The following is a 17,076-nucleotide window of genomic DNA, read 5'->3' as shown; positions in this document are numbered from 1 at the left end:
ACTTTAACGCAAATCGCTGATGGATAAATAACTATTTTCCGCCTTCTGCTTTTCCGCTACTTTTAATAAAACCCTTCGAGGAAATCATTATGTCGCCACTTCATCCGCGCCCGCTGCGTGGCAAGCTGGACGTTCCGTATCAGCAGTATGGTCGCTCACTCCTGGGCGCACCGCTGCTCTGGTTTCCGGCTCCGCTGGGCGATTCGGAGAGCGGGCTGATCCTGGCAGGCACCCATGGGGATGAGAATGCGGCTATCGCCACGCTCTCCGCGGCATTGCGGACGCTGCCCGATGGCATGCGGCGGCATCATGTGGTGTTAGCGGTTAATCCAGACGGCTGTCAGCTGGGGTTGCGCGCGAATGCCAGTGGCGTGGATCTCAACCGTAACTTTCCGGCCGCAAACTGGCAGTCGGGCGATACCGTTTATCGCTGGAACAGCGCCGCCGATGCGCGCGATGTGGCGCTCTCAACCGGCAATCATCCCGCCTCAGAACCGGAAACCCAGGCGCTCTGCGCCCTGATTCATCAGATCAAACCACGCTGGATTGTCTCCTGGCATGAGCCGCTGGGGTGCATTGATGACCCGCATCAGTCAGAGATAGGCGGCTGGCTGGCCGACCACACCGGCCTCCCCCGCGTCACCAGCGTCGGATATGACACTCCCGGCTCCTTCGGCAGCTGGTGCAAAGATCTCAGCCTGCCCTGCGTGACCGCGGAGCTGCCGGTAATCTCCGTAGATGAAGCGACGGAAGTCTACCTTGAGGTGATGGTTAACCTGCTGCGCTGGCAGCAATGAGTAACTGACCGTTCCGCACGTTAATCGGTGGTTCGGCATCCACCGCCAGCCAGGTCGGGCCATCAAGATCGGCAAAACGGGTCTGCGGCACCAGCGGCAGTGCAGCGCGTATCGCCCGCGAGGTGCAGAGCATGCAGCCAAGCATGACCGCAAAGCCCTGCTGCTGCGCCGCTTCGGCCAGCGCCAGCGCTTCGGTCAGCCCGCCAGCCTTATCCAGCTTGATATTGACCATCTCATAACGGCCGCGCAGCGCTGGCAGGCTGTCACGCGTGTGACAGCTCTCATCGGCACAGATCGGCAGGGGATGAATAAAGTTTTCCAGCGCCGCATCTTCACCGGCGGGCAGCGGCTGCTCCAGCATCGCCACGTCAATATCGGCCAGCAGCTGACAGCGCGCCGCCAGCCCCTCTGCATGCCAGGATTCGTTCGCATCGACAATCAGGGTGGCTTCCGGCACCGCTGCGCGGATCGCCATCAACCTCTCGGTAATGAAATTATCATCCAGCTTAATTTTCAGTAGCGTGGCACCATGCTGCCACAGCGCCAGAGCGCTGCTGGCCATCGCTGCCGGAGTGTCAATGCTCACCGTCTGGGCGGTCACCACCTCCGGGGGCGCGGTGACGCCATTCAGCTGCCACAGGCTGCTTTTCTGCTGATGAACGGCGAGATCCCACAGCGCGCTGTCGATAGCGTTACGTGCGGCACCGGCGGGCAGCGCCTGCTGCAGTGCCTCACGCGTCATGCCCTGCTGCAACGCGGGCAGCAGAGAGGCGATCTGCGCCAGCACGGATGCCTCGGTTTCGCCGTAGCGGGCATAAGGCGTCGCCTCACCTACCCCCTTGACGCCCGCCTCTTCAATCTCAACCACCACCACCTTCACTTCGGTTCGGGTTCCACGGGCAATGACAAACGGGGTATGCAACGGCCAGGCTTCGGGATAACTTTTTACCGTTCTCATTTCCACTCCAGAATGAAAGATGCAGTGGCAGACCGCCACAGAGATTTCGACAATTACACTCGTAAACCCTTAACATTTATGTCATAAACAACGGCTAAGTTTAGCCTTTTTGTATCAGCGCTTTTTTATCATCAAAAGGAATCACTATGTCTCAGACTGTTCATTTTCAGGGTAATGCCGTCCCGGTTGCAGGTCAGTTCCCTCAGGCGGGCGATAAAGCCAAAGCGTTCACCCTGGTGGCGAAGAACCTGGTTAACGTTGCGCTCTCTGAGTATGCAGGAAAACGCAAAATTCTGAACATTTTCCCGAGTGTGGATACCGGCGTGTGTGCGTCATCAGTGCGTAAATTCAATCAGGCAGCCAGCGAACTGAATAACACCGTGGTGTTATGTATCTCTGCTGACCTGCCGTTTGCCCAGTCGCGCTTTTGTGGCGCAGAGAACCTGAGCAACGTGGTGACCCTGTCGACGCTGCGCGGCTCAGAGTTTAAGTATGATTATGGCGTGGAAATTGCCGATGGTGCGCTGGAAGGGCTGACCGCGCGTGCGGTGGTGGTGCTGGATGAGAATGATAAAGTGCTTTACAGCCAGCTGGTGGATGAAATCACCAACGAACCTGATTATGACGCAGCGCTGGCCGCGCTGAAGTAATAAAAAAAGCGGATAACCAGGTTATCCGCTTTTTCCCTTTCGCGCATAGCCTATTCGCTGTCGCTGCGCTTCTGCCCCAGACCATATTCCCGCAGCTTATTGGCAATCGCCGTGTGCGACACGCCGAGCCGTTTTGCCAGTTTTCGGGTGCTGGGATAGGAGAGGTAAAGCCGCGTCAGGATTGAGCGCTCGAAACGGCTGGTGATTTGATCCAGCGTTCCTTCCAGTGCCTCATCACCCAGCGACACATCCAGCGCCTGCTCAGGCAGTATGATGTCCTGAGGACGCAGTTCGTAACCCTCCAGCTGGGTTAACGCCCGGTAAAGCGCATTCTTTAACTGACGTACGTTGCCCGGCCAGGCATAGCGGGTCAGAAACGCGTTGAGCTGCGGAGAGAGGCGTGGACGTGCCATCCCCTGCTCATCCGCAAAGCGGGCAACAAACATCTCGGTCAGCGGCAGAATATCCTGCGGACGGTCGCGCAGAGGCGGCAACTGCAGCGTCAGGACGTTGAGACGATAGAAGAGATCTTCGCGGAACTCTCCGCGCTGTACCAGCTCAATCAGGTTCTTCTGCGTGGCGCAGATCACCCGCACATTCACATGCACTTCATGCTCTTCACCGACGCGGCGGAAGGTGCCGTCATTGAGAAAACGCAACAGTTTGGTCTGCATTCTCGGCGACATCTCACCGATTTCATCCAGCAGCACCGAGCCGCCGTTCGCCTGTTCGAAAAAGCCCTTCTTGCCTTCAAGCGCATTAGGATAGGCGCCGGCAGCATGTCCAAACAGCTCGCTTTCCGCAACGTCGTCAGGCAGTGAAGCGCAGTTCAGCGCCAGGAAAGGATTCTTGCCGCGGGCGCTGCGCAGATGGCAGGCGCGCGCGAGCATGTCTTTCCCGGTGCCGGTGTCGCCCACAATCAGCAACGGCGCATCCAGCATCGCCAGCTTGCGGGCCTGATCCACCACCTGCCGCATTTTCGGCGTCACGGCAATGATGTGATCAAACTCCGAATCGTCGGTGACCACCAGATTCTGCAGCTGACGGCCCATGCGGGCGGTCGACTTCAGCATCACCATCGCGCCGACCGGCCGGTCGCTCTGGCCCTCTTCACCCGGCAGATAGATGGGACGCGCTTCCATCAGAAAATCCCGGCCCTCAATAACGACATGCTGCGCCTGCGCTTCCACCCGATCGCTCTCGAGCCAGCGCATAAAGTTAAAGCCGGTGATCAGATGACCGGCGCTGAAATTGCGCATCTTCTCTTCATCGAGATTGAAGAGGTTCTGTGCCGCCGGATTAGCTAACTCAACCTTACTTTTCAGATCGACAGAGAACACGGGATCGGGCATCGCCACCAGCAGCGCACTCAGCGCACGGTGTTCCCGCTCAGAAGGCATGTACGTGACAGTGCGCACATCTGTCACGCCGGGCGTACGCCGGATTTCAGCCATCAGATTGCTGAAGGCATCAAATTCCAGTGCAGCAAAGTTGAGATAGATGCGCCCAATCGCCGTAATTTCGATACCGCGTAAATCAATATTGCGTGCCACCAGCAGGTCGAGCAGTTCACGCGTCAGACCGATACGGTCCTGACAGAACACTTCCAGACGCATTGCGTTCGCCTTAATCAGGTTCAGATGGTTCAATGATACGCTAAGTCGCGCACCGGCAGAAAGAACTCTGTCAGGAAAAGTTGACACTTCTGGCGTGGATGATGGCGTTTTGTACTGTGCCGCTGAGATCATGATTCTGTCTCAGAGTGTCAGGATTTGTCAGCGCCGGAGTTTTTATCCCATCCGACTTGCTGTATATTTTTCAAAACCGAATAAAAACCACTATAAGATGCTGACTTTCTTCGCAAAATATCTGACGGTAGGTGTCATCAATACCCTGCTTCACTGGGTCACCTTCTTTATCTGCCTTAGCCTGGGTCTTTTCCAGTCAACCGCTAATCTGTTGGCGTTTTGTCTGGCCGTCACCTTCTCTTTCTTTGTGAATGCACGCTGGACCTTTAATCAGCAGGCAACAGCCTGGCGCTATCTTCTTTACGTCCTGTTTATGGGGGCAATGGCCTTTAGCGTGGGTTATCTCGCTGACCGGCTCGGCCTCTACCCTCTGATAACGCTGATCGCCTCATCCGCCCTGAGTCTGGCGTGTGGCTTCCTTTTTTCCCGCTTTATCGTCTTTAAAGGAGAGTCATGAACATCTCTTTGGTGGTACCGGTATTCAATGAAGAAGAGGCTATTCCCCATTTTTATCAGGCCGTTAGAAAAGATGAGGCGCTTGCGGCCTGGCAGGTTGAGATTGTTTTTATCGATGATGGCAGCACGGACGCAACGCGTGCGCTGATTACTCAACTGAGCCAGCGTGATCCGCTGGTGCGCAGCCTGTCGTTTATTCGTAATTTTGGCAAAGAGCCGGCGCTGTTTGCCGGACTGGAAGCGGCAACCGGCGAGGCCATAATTCCAATCGATGTCGATTTACAGGATCCGATTTCGATAATTCCCGAAATGGTCCGTAAATGGCAGGCGGGTGCCGATATCGTTTTAGCCAAACGGATTGACAGAAGTGCTGATGGCCATCTGAAGCGCAAAACCGCCCGCTGGTTTTACAAGCTGCATAACAAAATCAGCTATCCGCAGATTGAAGAGAACGTGGGTGATTTCCGGCTGATGTCGCGGGAAGTGGTTGAGAACATTAAACGGCTGCCCGAAAAAAATCTTTTTATGAAAGGCATTCTGAGCTGGGTCGGCGGACAGACTGACATTGTTGAATATGTCCGGACTGAGCGGGTCGCGGGGCACAGTAAATTCGGAGGCTGGAAATTGTGGAATCTGGCGCTGGAGGGGCTGACCTCTTTCTCAACCGTACCGCTACGTATCTGGTCTTACTTGGGTTTCCTGGTTGCCTCGCTGGCCTTCCTTTATGGGCTCTGGATGATCGCAGATAAACTCCTGTTCGGTAATCCTGTGCCTGGCTATCCCTCTATCCTGGTTTCCGTCCTGTTTCTTGGCGGAGTTCAGCTGATTGGCATTGGTGTACTGGGTGAATATATTGGCCGCATCTATATGGAAACCAAAAACCGGCCTCGCTATATTTTGCGAAAACCCGTGGAAAATAAATCAAGCCCGCCCGAAAACATCGATTAGATTGTCCGGTAAACGGGCAGAGATAATGGTCAGAATAAAAGGATGACAGATGATCGCCACCGATAACGGCCTGACCCGCCGTCAGGTTTTTTTACTTTTTGCGTTAATTTTTCTGGTGGCCTACAGTCCCGCCTGGCTGACCCAATACGCCTATACCGATGACTGGACCAATCTCTACTGGGCCAATTTTGACAGGCTCAGTATTTTAAACTGGGACACCCTGTCGGGCAGACCGGTCTATGGCATTATTCAGTACAGCGCCTCATTCCTGGTCGCGAGCATAGAACGACTGGCACTCCTGCGTGCTGTCGCCATTATTCTGCTTATCTTTACCGGCTATTATCTCTATACCCTTTGCCAGAAATATCAGCTTATGGAAAACCAGGCTCAGCGGATAACCTTTGCGTTATTACTCTGCCTGCTTCCCTCCTTTCAGGTTTATATTGCCTGGGCATCCTGCTTCCCTTACATCGCGGCCATTTTACTGGCAGGTGCCAGCTACCACTTCTCGACTAAACCCGGCGTGTCAGGGCGCGTGTCAGCGGTGTGCCTGCTGACCGTTGCCTTTTGTCTCTATCAGCCAGCCGCAATGAGCTTTACCTTTTTTGCCGCGCTGGATCTCTGCCTTTCAGCACGAAGAATTGACAGGAAGCGGGCTGCAATCTCTCTGATCGTACTGGGTGCCGGTATGTTTGCGGCGCTGCTCGCATCAAAGGTCCTCCCGGTCCAGCTTTATGGCCACACGCTGCCGCGCTCCGCCTTCAGCTATAACGTCCCGGCTAAGCTCAGCTGGTTTTTCACGGAATACCTTAAGAACGTGATCTGCAATTTTGACCTCGGCGCAAAAACGGTTTCAGTCATCATCTCGTCGATCATTATCGGTTTTGGGCTGAAGAAAATTAAGGCAGCCGGTAACGACAAATTTTATCTGATGTTTATCTTACTGGTTATCGCCGCTCTGCCTAACCTGATTGTCAGTGAGAGCATGGCGGCCTACCGGACGCTTATTGCCGGTGCGCTGATGACTACCAGCGCTTTTATTCTGGGCCTGTTTGAACTCAGTAAAAAGCTGAAGTGGAAAAAGACATTCTATGCCCTGCTGGTTATCGCGGCGGCCTCACTGTCCATCAGTCACCTTATCAACGGTTATTCCGTACCTGCCCGCAAGGAGTTTGCCCTGCTCGAACGGGCGATCACGCAGCAGGTGCCGAAAGCGTTCAACGGGGCGCTCTACTATCGCCTGACCGGGGAGTATTTACCGAAAGTCGCTACGCTGCGGAAATATGATGATTTTGGCGGACTGGGCCTGAGCATGTCATGGACCTTTGCCGGGATGGCCCATTTTATCCGCGAGAAAAATGGCATGGCCTATACCCTACCCGAAAATCCGGTTATCACAGATGAAGGGCATTGTCCGGGTGACTGTCTGATTATCGATTCCCGTCAGGTTTTGCGTCAGACACCGTAATCGGCATGAAGGCGGCCTGGCCGCCTTCATGCTTGCAGACGCGCTTCAGGAGGATTTGTTGTTGCCCTTCTGTAGCGCCTCTTTCATCTGTCCCAGCAGCTCACGCCGGAAATCGCCCAGCCGGGGCTTATCCTGCTCCAGCCAGGGCAGCGGACGGCAAAGCTCCATCGCTTTCACACCCAGACGTGCGGTCAGTAAACCGGCACCAATGCCCTGCGCGGCACGCGTTGAAAGCCGGGCGGCGATATCCTGCGACATCCAGTCCATTCCCACTTCCCGCACCAGCTCTGACGCCCCGGCAAAAGCCATGTTAAGCAGCACCAGACGGAACAGGCGGATACGGCTGAAGTAACCCAGTTCGATGCCGTAGATGGCAGCGATACGGTTGACCAGCCGCAGATTGCGCCAGGCGATAAACGCCATATCAACCAGCGCCAGCGGGCTGACCGCAATCATCAGGGTGGACTCGGCTGCATGGCGACTGATTTCACGCCGCGCCTGGCGATCCAGCACCGGCTGCACCAGCTGCGCATAGAGACGGACAATCTCACTGTCGTTCTGGGTTTCATGCAGGGACGCGTGCCAGCGCTGCAAAGCCGGATGCGCCTGGTCCAGTTCCGCCTGCTGCGCCAGCTTTTCACAAAAGGCCCGGCCTTTGCCGATGCCATGACTGTGCAGCAGTTCACGACCGACATCGCGCTCTTCAGCGCGCTGACGCAGCTGATAGAGACGACGCCACTCCGTGGTCAGGGCCCCCACCCCCGCCAGGACGATCAGGCCACCAGCTACACCGCTGCCCAGTGAGAACCAGTCGCGGGCCAGCCAGGCGTCATGGGTCCACTGCACGCCCTGAGCAATGACGCTGACGCCAAACAGCAGTGCGCCAGCAGTCACCAGTTTACGCCACAGGCTGCGCTTCGGTTTCAGCGCGGCCTCCACTGCCCGTTCGCCTGCGCCCTCCTCTTCAACGGCGACATCTTCATCCTGTACCGCCAGAAAGGCGGCATCGGCCTCTGCATCAAAGGCGTGTGCCGGGCGCAGTGGCGTGGCGCGGCTCTCCTCCAGCGGACGGGCAAAATCGATACGCGGCTTCAGCGGATCACTCATCGCAATTTATCTCCCAACAAAAATTCCAGCGCGGCATCCATGCGGATATGAGGCAGCGGACGATCGACGTCGAGCTGCTGCGGGCGGAATTGTTCAAACTGAAAACCCTGCTGCTGCCAGAAGGCGTTGCCGGGCAGACGTGGCGGAACGTCGCCAGGATAAACGGTCAGCGGCTCGCCATTATCCAGCCGGTTGCCGCGCAGTGCCGGGATCTTTTCGCCACGGTGATCGACCAGCCCGCTCTGCGTCGCCTGCACCGAAGCCAGCCCGATGCATTCCATCGTGATCCCTTCAAACGCCGCGTTCTGCCAGGCATCCTGCACCAGCTGCTGCAACAGCGAAACCATATTGCCATGCTGATCGCTGGTGATGTGATCGGCCTTGGTGGCAGCAAACAGCAATTTATCAATCACTGGCGAGAAGAGCCGGCGAAACAGCGTGCGCTGGCCGTAATGAAAACTCTGCATCAGCTGCGTCAGGGCCAGACGCATGTCGTTAAACGCCTGCGGCCCGCTGTTCAGCGGTTGCAGGCAGTCAACCAGAACAATCTGGCGGTCGAAACGCAGAAAGTGGTTCTTATAGAAGCCCTTCACGACATGCTGACAGTAGTAGTTAAACCGCTGCTGCAACATGCCGAAGTTACTGCCCTTGTCCGCCTGGGCCAACTTTGTCAGCCGGGCCTCATCGGTGGTCGGCCAGGGGAAGAACTGCAGCGCAGGCGCGCCCGCCATATCACCGGGCAGGACAAAGCGGCCAGGCTGGATAAAGTGTAAGCCTTCGGCTTTACAGCGGTGCAGATAGTCGGTCCAGGCGGCGGCGATTTCTGCCAGCCGGGTTTCATCGGCGGGTGCCAGCGGGTCCAGGTTCTCGCAGAGGGCGCGCCACGGCGCGGCCCACTCCGCGCGGTCGCCCTGCAACAGTCCGTTCATCTGCCGGGACCAGGCGAGGTAGTCCTGCGCCAGCATCGGCAGATCCAGCAGCCACTCACCAGGATAATCAACAATTTCCAGATAGAGGGTCGCGGTCTCTTTCAGGTGGCGCAGCAGGGAATCGCTGGGACGGTAACGCAGCGCCAGACGCATTTCGCTGACGCCACGGGTGGGCACGGGCCAGGCGGGTGGCGTGCCGTAGAGCTGTGCCAGCCCTTCGTCGTAGGTAAAGCGTGCGGTGCCCATGTCGCGCTGCGGCACCCGCTTGACACCTAGCAGACGCTCATCCCGCACAACGGAAAACAGCGGCAAACGAGCGCCGCTGTGAACGGTTAACAGCTGGTTAACCAGAGAAGTGATAAAGGCGGTTTTACCGCTGCGGCTTAATCCGGTGACCGCCAGACGAAGATGGCGATCGACGCCGCGGTTCATTAACGCCAGTAGTTCAGTTTGCAGTCTTTTCATCTTTCTCCCTGATGAAGCGCGACGCAACCCGATTCATCACCCGCTTCAGCAGTGGCTCCAGCGCCACGGCCAGCAGCAGACGTAACGGGCGTCGCGCTACCGATTTCACCGCCCAGCCCGTCACACCGGCCGGACCATAGGTAACAGCATTGATAATGATGAATCTGGCCGCCGACTTCAATGCAGGTGCCGCGCGGTGACGGAACATTGTGGATCGCGAAAAAGACATAACACCTCCATTGCGTGAACGAACGGGCCTGAAACGGCCCGGTACAGGCGGTTTCAGATCTGGCGGAAGCGGCTGCGTACGCTGAACGTTTCAGACGTTACGTAGCGTTCCACATCACGCACGCTGCGTTCATCACGCTGCAGTGCGCTTTCCAGCTGGTCCAGCAGTTCGCTGGCGCTGGGCGGGCGTTCCCCTTCTGCGACCGAGGCGGGCTTCTCATCCAGCACAAACCCCAGCACAAAGTAGGCGATAATTGTAAAAACAAACAGACCAAAGAACAGGGATAACACCACGATGATCCGCAGCAGGCGAACCGGGATGTCGAGATACTCGGCCAGCCCTGCACAGACCCCCATCAGCTTTCCTTCGTCTGGCTTACGCCATAACTTACGGCCTTTCATCATGGCTGCCTCCAGTTAGGATGCTCGGCGTCCAGAATCGCTTCCAGCGCGTCAATCCGTTCGCGCATCCGTTGCGCATCCTGGGTCACACGCTGCAGGCGCTGAAGTTCGCTTTGCGACAGTTCCGAACCGCCGTTGCGTTTGTTGCTGTAATGCAGCCATAACCAGATGGGTGCCACGAACAGCACGAAAATCGTCAGCGGTATGGCGAGAAAAAGTGCGCTCATTGACTCTCCTTAATCACTTTTTGCAACGTCGAAGGTTACTCACTGCGGTTCATTTTGGCTTTCAGCGCGTTAAGCTGCTGGCTGATCTCATCGTCCGCTTTCAGATCGGTAAACTGCTGGTCCAGGGTTTTGGTTTTACCAAAGCCGTGACTTTCCGCTTCCGCTTCCATGTGATCAATACGGCGTTCAAAGGATTCAAAACGCGCCATCGCTTCATCGATTTTACCGCTGTCCAGCTGACGACGCACATCACGTGACGACGACGCCGCCTGATGACGCAGCGTTAAGGCCTGCTGACGGGCGCGCGTTTCGCTCAGCTTTTTCTCCAGCTCGCCAATTTCGCCCTTCATGCGTTCCAGCGTCTCTTCAACATGAGTGACTTCCTGCTTCAGCGAGGCGATAAGATCAGTCAGCTTCTGTTTTTCAATCAGCGCAGCGCGGGCCAGGTCGTCTTTATCTTTGCGCAGCGCCAGCTCCGCTTTTTCCTGCCACTCCGCCTGCTGAATCTCCGCCTGCTCAATACGACGGGACAGCTGTTTCTTCTCTGCCAGCGCCCGCGCAGAGGTAGAACGCACTTCAACTAACGTGTCTTCCATTTCCTGAATCATCAGCCGCACCAGTTTCTGTGGATCTTCCGCACGCTCCAGCAGCGAATTGATATTGGCATTCACGATGTCGGCGAAACGAGAAAAAATACCCATAATGATGTTCCTCTTTTAAAAGTCTTAAACAGTGTTGCCCTGCCTGATTAATACAAGATGCGTGCCAATTTTACATATAATTGATTTTAATCATCTTTTAAATTTTACACCCTCTCCCGGCTGCTTTAAGATAGTCAAAATGATTAACGGGTAGCGAAATTCATCATGACCGGAACTAATGATAATCTTCTCGGTGAGTCGAACAATTTTCTGGAGGTGCTGGAGCAGGTTTCTAAACTCGCCCCGCTGGAGAAACCCGTTCTGGTGATTGGCGAGCGCGGAACCGGTAAAGAGCTGATCGCCAGCCGGTTACACTATCTTTCCGACCGCTGGCAGGGGCCATTTATCTCGCTGAACTGCGCCGCCCTTAACGAGAACCTGCTGGATTCGGAACTGTTCGGCCATGAGGCGGGCGCGTTTACCGGCGCGCAGAAGCGTCATCTTGGGCGTTTTGAACGGGCCGATGGCGGTACACTGTTTCTGGATGAGTTGGCAACCGCACCCATGCTGGTGCAGGAGAAACTGCTGCGGGTCATTGAGTATGGTCAGCTGGAGCGGGTCGGCGGCAACCACTCCCTGCAGGTCAATGTACGTCTGGTCTGCGCCACCAACGAAGATCTCCCTGCGCTGGCGGCAGCGGGCAAATTCCGCGCCGATCTGCTGGATCGTCTGGCTTTCGATGTGGTGCAGTTGCCGCCACTGCGCGAACGCCGCAGCGATATTCTGGTGATGGCCGGACATTTCGCCATCCAGATGTGCCGGGAGCTGGGGCTGTTACTCTTTCCTGGCTTTACGGCCCGCGCGCAGCAGACGCTGCTCGATTACCACTGGCCCGGCAACGTGCGTGAACTGAAAAATGTGGTGGAGCGTTCGGTCTACCGGCATAACAGCAGCGAGCAGCCGCTGGATAACATCATTATTAATCCCTTTGCTTCGCGCCAGCAACCGGTCGCCAGAATGCCGTTAAATCCGGCTGCGGATAGCGCTGCGCTGCCCGGACTGCCGCTCGATCTGCGACAGTGGCAAAACCAGCAGGAGCGGGATCTGGTGGAGGCGAGTCTGCAACAGGCACGCTACAACCAGCGCCGCGCTGCCGGTCTGCTCGGCGTCACCTACCACCAGCTGCGCGCAATGATGAAAAAGCACGATATCAAAGCCGAGAACTGATCCGCCTGCTGCACGGCTGATTGATGCACCGGGGTAAAGCCGGGTTCACTATTCTGCTTTCTTTCCCACCCGGGCTGCGTCAGGCAAAAAAAAGCCCGCCATCAGGCGGGCAACAATACTGGAAGCAATGTGAGCAATGTCGTGCTCCTCTTCGGCAGAGCCACCGTCGAAGTGCACATGAATAATAATCATTCTTATTATCATCTGTAAAGGTGTAATTGAGAATATTTCTCATTACCCCACCTTCTGTGCGCCCTTTTGCCCCGCAGAGGATGAAAATCAGGCTGACAGCGGTTGCAGGTTTTGGGACAACGCCCGCTTTGCGATACACTCTGTTCAATGCCTCAAAATCGTTGAGTTCTATGTCAAAACTACTAAGTTCGCTGTTGCTCAGCCTCAGCGTGTTGAGTGCCCCTGCATGGTCAGCACCGGCGGGTGATATCCGCCAGTCCGGCTTTGTCTACTGCGTCAGCGGCACGCTGAACACCTTTAATCCGCAGATGGCCAGCAGCGGGCTGACGGTGGATACCCTGGCGGCTCAGCTATATGACCGTCTGCTGGATGTCGACCCCTATACCTACCGGCTGAAACCCGATCTGGCCTCCAGCTGGGAAGTGCGCGATAACGGCGCGACCTACCGCTTTCACCTGCGGAGTGGCGTCGCCTTCCAGCAGACGAATCAGTTCCGCCCCACCCGCACCCTCAATGCTGAGGATGTGGTCTTCAGCTTCGCCCGCATGTTTGATCGCCATCACCCGTGGCATAACGTGAATGGCGGCAACTACCCCTACTTTGACAGCCTGCAGTTCGCCGATTCTGTTCAGAGCGTGAAGAAGATCGATAACCGGACGGTCGAGTTCCGGCTCAACAGCCCGGACGCGTCGTTCCTGTGGCACATGGCGACGCACTATGCGCCGATCCTCTCGAAAGAGTATGCTGACCAGCTGACGGCGCAGGGGCATCAGGAGGAGCTGGACCGGCAGCCGGTGGGCACCGGCCCTTATCAGCTCAGCGAATATCGCACCGGCCAGTACATTCGTCTGGCGCGCAATCCGCATTACTGGAAAGGCGTGCCGCGTCTGCAGCAGGCGGTCATCGATCTCGGTTCCGGCGGCACCGGGCGACTCTCTAAACTGTTAACCGGTGAGTGTGACGTGCTGGCCTACCCGGCCGCCAGTCAGCTCAGTATCCTGCGCGATGACCCGCGCCTGCGGATGACGCTGCGCCCTGGCATGAACATCGCCTATCTGGCCTTCAATACCCGCAAGCCGCCGCTGGACCGGCCTGAGGTGCGGCATGCGCTGGCGCTGGCGATCAACAACGAACGCCTGATGGAGTCCATCTATTACGGAACGGCTGAAACGGCCGCGTCGATATTGCCGCGCGCCTCCTGGGCGTATGACAATGATGCGCGTATCACTGGCTATGACCCGGCGAAGTCACGCGAAGCGCTGGCCGCGCTGGGCATCAGCGATCTGCATCTGCGGCTGGTGGTGCCCGCAGCGTCGCAATCCTGGAATCCCAGCCCGCTGAAAACGGCTGAATTGTTGCAGGCGGATCTGGCCCAGGTGGGTGTCCGGCTGATGATTGTGCCGGTGGAGGGGCGCTTCCAGGAGGCACAGCTGATGGCGATGAATCACGATCTGACCCTCTCTGGCTGGGCCACTGACAGTAATGACCCGGACAGCTTTTTCCGTCCGCTGCTCAGCTGCGCGGCAATTCGCTCCCAGACCAATTACGCGCACTGGTGCTCACCCGCCTTTGATGAAACGCTGCAGAATGCCCTGCTGTCGCAGCAGCTCTCTGGCCGCATCGACAGCTATGACAAAGCGCAGCAGATTCTGGCGCAGGAGCTGCCGGTGCTGCCGCTGGCCTCCTCGCTGCGTCTGCAGGCATTCCGCCATGATATTAAAGGGCTGGTGCTGAGTCCGTTTGGCAACGCCTCGTTTGCCGGGGTTTATCGTGAAAGCGATAAGGAAAAGTAAGTGATTATCTATCTTCTGCGGCGTCTGCTGCTGCTGGTCATTACCCTGTTTCTGCTGTCGCTGGTCAGCTTCAGCCTGAGCTACTTTACCCCCAACGCGCCGCTGGAAGGCGCTGCGCTTTCGGACGCCTGGTGGTTCTGGTTTAAAGGAATGCTGCAATTCGACTTTGGCGTCTCCAGCACCAACGGTCAGGAGATTGGCCTGCAGCTGCGCGAGGTGTTCCCGGCGACGATGGAGCTCTGCATCCTGGCGTTTCTGTTCGCGCTGCTGGTGGGGATCCCGCTGGGGATCTGCGCCGGGGTGATGCGCAATAAATGGCAGGATAAAACCATCAGTGCGCTGGCGCTGTTCGGCTTCTCCGCGCCGATTTTCTGGCTGGCGCTGCTGTTCACGCTTTTCTTCTCGCTGACGCTCGGCTGGCTGCCGGTGTCGGGTCGCCACGATCTGCTCTACCCGGTGCAGAATATCACGGGCTTTGCGCTGATCGATGCCTGGCTGAGTCCTTCGCCCTGGCGTCACGAGATGATCATCAGCGCGCTGACCCACCTGATTCTGCCGGTGCTGGTGCTGGCGATGGCCCCCACCACAGAGGTGATCCGCCTGCTGCGCAACAGCACCAGCGACGTGATGGATAAAAATTATATTAAAGCAGCCGCTACCCGGGGGCTGTCGCGCTTTACGGTGATCCGCCGGCACGTGCTGCATAACGCCCTGCCGCCGGTCATCCCGCGTCTGGGGCTGCAGTTTTCCACCATGCTGACGCTGGCGATGATTACCGAGATGGTGTTCAACTGGCCCGGACTGGGCCGCTGGCTGATCAATGCGATTCGTCAGCAGGATTATGCGGCTATCTCCGCCGGGGTGATGGTGATTGGCGGGCTGGTGATCCTGGTCAACGTCATCTCTGATGTGATTGGCGCGGCAATGAATCCGCTAAAACATAAGGAATGGTATGCCCTTAGATAATATCTATGCCGAGAAACGCCTGCCCAGCGCGTTTCGTCAGAGCTGGCACCATTTCTACGGCAATCCGATTTCGATGGTCGGGTTGTATGGCTTTGGCGCCCTGCTGCTGCTCTGCCTGTTCGGCGGGCTGATCGCGCCTTACGGCATCGATCAGCAGTTCCTGGGGTATCAGCTGCTGCCGCCGTCGTGGTCACGCTATGGCGACGTCTCCTTTTTCCTCGGCACCGACGATCTTGGGCGGGATGTGCTGAGCCGCCTGCTGAGCGGTGCAGGCCCGACGGTAGGGTCAGCGATGCTGGTCACGCTGTTCGCCACGCTGGGCGCGCTGATACTGGGCGTGCTGGCCGGCATGACCCACGGCATCCGCTCGGCGGTAATGAACCACGTACTGGATACGCTGCTCTCTATTCCTTCGCTGCTGCTGGCGATCATTGTCGTGGCTTTTCTCGGACCGCGACTGGAGCATGCGCTGCTGGCGGTCTGGCTGGCGCTGATGCCTCGCCTGGTGCGTGAGATATACAGCGCGGTGCATGATGAGCTGGAAAAAGAGTATGTGGTCGCCGCACGTCTGGACGGGGCCAGCGGCCGCAACATCCTGCGCTACGCCATTATGCCGAACATTCTGCCGCTGCTGATCACGGAAATCACCCGTGCGCTGTCGATGGCGATTCTGGACATTGCCGCACTCGGCTTTCTCGACCTGGGCGCGCAGCTGCCCTCACCCGAGTGGGGCGCGATGCTGGGCGACTCGCTGGAGCTGATCTACGTGGCCCCCTGGACCGTGATGCTGCCGGGCGTGGCGCTGATGGTCAGCGTATTGATTGTTAACCTGCTCGGTGACGGCATCCGTCGCGCCGTCGAAGCGGGAGTGGAATAGATGCCGTTACTCGATATTCGTAATCTCACCATCGAATTTATGACCGCTGACGGACCGGTTAAAGCGGTGGACCGCGTAAACCTGACGCTGGGCGAAGGGGAAATCCGCGGTCTGGTCGGGGAGTCCGGCTCAGGCAAAAGTCTGGTGGCAAAGGCCATCTGCGGCGTAACCAATGACAACTGGCGTGTGACCGCAGACCGTATGGTGTTTGATGATGTGGATCTGCTGCGCCTGACGCCGAGCGAGCGCCGCCGTATTATCGGGCATAACGTCTCGATGATTTTTCAGGAGCCGCAATCCTGTCTTGATCCCTCTGAAAGTATCGGTCGTCAGCTGATGCAGGTGATCCCGCGCTGGACATATAAAGGGCCGTGGCTGAAACGTTTCTGGTTCTGGCGCAAAACCCGTGCCATCGAGCTGCTGCATCGCGTCGGTATTAAAGACCACAAAGATATCATGCGCAGCTTCCCCTATGAGCTGACCGAAGGCGAGTGCCAGAAAGTGATGATCGCCATTGCGCTGGCGAATCAGCCGCGTCTGCTGATCGCGGATGAACCGACCAACGCCATGGAGCCGACCACGCAGGCGCAGATTTTCCGCCTGCTGAGCCGCCTGAATCAGAATAACAACACCACCATTCTGCTGATCAGTCATGACCTGCGCACCATGAGCCAGTGGGCGGATCGGATTAACGTGATGTACTGCGGCCAGACGGTAGAAACCGCGCAGAGCGACGATCTGATGAGCACACCGCATCACCCCTATACCCAGGCGCTGATTCGGGCGATGCCCGATTTCGGGCGTGCGCTGCCGCACAAGAGTCGTCTCAACACCCTCTCCGGGGCGATCCCTTCGCTGGAGAGCCTGCCGATAGGTTGCCGGCTGGGGCCGCGTTGTCCTTACGCCCAGCGCAAATGTATTGAAACGCCGAGGCTGACCGGCAGCAAAACGCATCTTTACGCCTGCCATTTCCCGCTCAATATGGAGGGCCAGTAAC

Annotated in this window: 19 protein-coding genes; 10 read left to right on the top strand and 9 right to left on the bottom strand. The window is 57.3% G+C overall.

The features are described 5' to 3' along the window. Positions 1-89: 89 nt before the first annotated feature. Complete coding sequence (mpaA, locus tag HFD92_RS01740; protein ID WP_058957867.1) at positions 90-797, top strand: murein tripeptide amidase MpaA; 708 nt, start codon at positions 90-92, stop codon at positions 795-797. Here mpaA and ycjG read toward each other — a convergent pair. Next, the gene (ycjG, locus tag HFD92_RS01735; RefSeq protein WP_009090037.1) at positions 772-1,755 is read right to left on the bottom strand and encodes an L-Ala-D/L-Glu epimerase; all 984 of its coding nucleotides are present in this window, start codon (positions 1,753-1,755) and stop codon (positions 772-774) included. The genes mpaA and ycjG overlap by 26 nt on opposite strands. A gap of 146 nt (positions 1,756-1,901) precedes the next feature. Between ycjG and tpx the strand changes: the two genes are divergently transcribed. Continuing rightward, complete coding sequence (gene tpx / locus HFD92_RS01730; RefSeq protein WP_046101893.1) at positions 1,902-2,405, top strand: thiol peroxidase; 504 nt, start codon at positions 1,902-1,904, stop codon at positions 2,403-2,405. A gap of 50 nt (positions 2,406-2,455) precedes the next feature. On the opposite strand, the gene tyrR is transcribed toward tpx, so the two are convergent. Then, positions 2,456-4,021 (bottom strand): transcriptional regulator TyrR, encoded by a 1,566-nt coding sequence (tyrR, locus tag HFD92_RS01725; RefSeq protein ID WP_046101894.1) that lies wholly within the window; start codon positions 4,019-4,021, stop codon positions 2,456-2,458. A 229-nt stretch (positions 4,022-4,250) separates the two neighbouring features. On the opposite strand from tyrR, the gene HFD92_RS01720 reads away from it, so the two are divergent. The 3 genes from HFD92_RS01720 to HFD92_RS01710 are packed head-to-tail and all read left to right on the top strand — an operon-like array spanning position 4,251 to position 7,025. Further along, complete coding sequence (locus HFD92_RS01720) at positions 4,251-4,610, top strand: GtrA family protein (protein WP_111207623.1); 360 nt, start codon at positions 4,251-4,253, stop codon at positions 4,608-4,610. Continuing rightward, positions 4,607-5,557, top strand: coding sequence for a glycosyltransferase family 2 protein (locus tag HFD92_RS01715; protein WP_111207602.1), 951 nt, complete (start codon positions 4,607-4,609; stop codon positions 5,555-5,557). Before HFD92_RS01720 ends, HFD92_RS01715 begins: the two co-directional genes overlap by 4 nt. A gap of 49 nt (positions 5,558-5,606) precedes the next feature. Beyond that, a complete protein-coding gene (locus HFD92_RS01710; protein WP_111207601.1) occupies positions 5,607-7,025 on the top strand; it encodes a hypothetical protein in 1,419 nt (472 codons plus the stop codon). Positions 7,026-7,070: 45 nt separating this feature from the next. Here the strand turns inward: HFD92_RS01710 and HFD92_RS01705 are convergent, their stop codons facing one another. Genes HFD92_RS01705 through pspA form a run of 6 tightly spaced genes read right to left on the bottom strand, consistent with a single transcriptional unit; the run spans position 7,071 to position 11,084 of the window. Next, complete coding sequence (locus tag HFD92_RS01705) at positions 7,071-8,132, bottom strand: YcjF family protein (protein WP_046101895.1); 1,062 nt, start codon at positions 8,130-8,132, stop codon at positions 7,071-7,073. Next, positions 8,129-9,526 carry a YcjX family protein gene (locus tag HFD92_RS01700; RefSeq protein WP_009090026.1) on the bottom strand — a complete coding sequence of 466 codons (1,398 nt, stop codon included), beginning with the start codon at positions 9,524-9,526 and terminating at the stop codon, positions 8,129-8,131. Before HFD92_RS01700 ends, HFD92_RS01705 begins: the two co-directional genes overlap by 4 nt. After that, entirely contained in the window at positions 9,507-9,755 is a 249-nt protein-coding gene (gene pspD, locus HFD92_RS01695) for a phage shock protein PspD (RefSeq protein ID WP_009090024.1), read from the bottom strand. Before pspD ends, HFD92_RS01700 begins: the two co-directional genes overlap by 20 nt. Positions 9,756-9,808: 53 nt before the next feature. Continuing rightward, positions 9,809-10,159 (bottom strand): envelope stress response membrane protein PspC, encoded by a 351-nt coding sequence (gene pspC, locus HFD92_RS01690; RefSeq protein ID WP_167428157.1) that lies wholly within the window; start codon positions 10,157-10,159, stop codon positions 9,809-9,811. Beyond that, positions 10,156-10,383 carry an envelope stress response membrane protein PspB gene (gene pspB, locus HFD92_RS01685; protein ID WP_009090021.1) on the bottom strand — a complete coding sequence of 76 codons (228 nt, stop codon included), beginning with the start codon at positions 10,381-10,383 and terminating at the stop codon, positions 10,156-10,158. Before pspB ends, pspC begins: the two co-directional genes overlap by 4 nt. Positions 10,384-10,418: 35 nt before the next feature. After that, positions 10,419-11,084 (bottom strand): phage shock protein PspA, encoded by a 666-nt coding sequence (gene pspA, locus HFD92_RS01680; protein ID WP_009090020.1) that lies wholly within the window; start codon positions 11,082-11,084, stop codon positions 10,419-10,421. Between the two features lie 165 nt (positions 11,085-11,249). Between pspA and pspF the strand changes: the two genes are divergently transcribed. Next, positions 11,250-12,251 carry a phage shock protein operon transcriptional activator gene (pspF, locus tag HFD92_RS01675; protein ID WP_046101896.1) on the top strand — a complete coding sequence of 334 codons (1,002 nt, stop codon included), beginning with the start codon at positions 11,250-11,252 and terminating at the stop codon, positions 12,249-12,251. Positions 12,252-12,299: 48 nt separating this feature from the next. Here the strand turns inward: pspF and HFD92_RS01670 are convergent, their stop codons facing one another. Then, on the bottom strand, positions 12,300-12,443 hold the full coding sequence (locus tag HFD92_RS01670) for a hypothetical protein (protein ID WP_167428059.1): 144 nt from the start codon (positions 12,441-12,443) through the stop codon (positions 12,300-12,302). 170 nt (positions 12,444-12,613) lie between these two features. Here HFD92_RS01670 and sapA point away from each other — a divergent pair, with 170 nt between their 5' ends. From sapA to sapD, 4 genes are read left to right on the top strand one after another with little or no spacing between them, the layout of a single operon-like run. Continuing rightward, a complete protein-coding gene (gene sapA, locus HFD92_RS01665) occupies positions 12,614-14,236 on the top strand; it encodes an ABC transporter substrate-binding protein SapA (RefSeq protein WP_167428156.1) in 1,623 nt (540 codons plus the stop codon). Then, positions 14,237-15,202, top strand: a complete 966-nt coding sequence (sapB, locus tag HFD92_RS01660; RefSeq protein WP_009090012.1) for a putrescine export ABC transporter permease SapB — start codon at positions 14,237-14,239, stop codon at positions 15,200-15,202. Then, complete coding sequence (gene sapC, locus HFD92_RS01655) at positions 15,189-16,079, top strand: putrescine export ABC transporter permease SapC (RefSeq protein WP_009090011.1); 891 nt, start codon at positions 15,189-15,191, stop codon at positions 16,077-16,079. Before sapB ends, sapC begins: the two co-directional genes overlap by 14 nt. Further along, on the top strand, positions 16,080-17,075 hold the full coding sequence (sapD, locus tag HFD92_RS01650) for a putrescine export ABC transporter ATP-binding protein SapD (RefSeq protein ID WP_167428155.1): 996 nt from the start codon (positions 16,080-16,082) through the stop codon (positions 17,073-17,075). Position 17,076: the final 1 nt, after the last annotated feature.

The organism is Pantoea sp. EKM101V (assembly GCF_011800325.1).
Classification (GTDB): domain Bacteria; phylum Pseudomonadota; class Gammaproteobacteria; order Enterobacterales; family Enterobacteriaceae; genus Pantoea; species Pantoea anthophila.
Note: the sequence above shows the minus strand (reverse complement) of the source record. Positions and strands in the feature narration are given on the sequence as shown.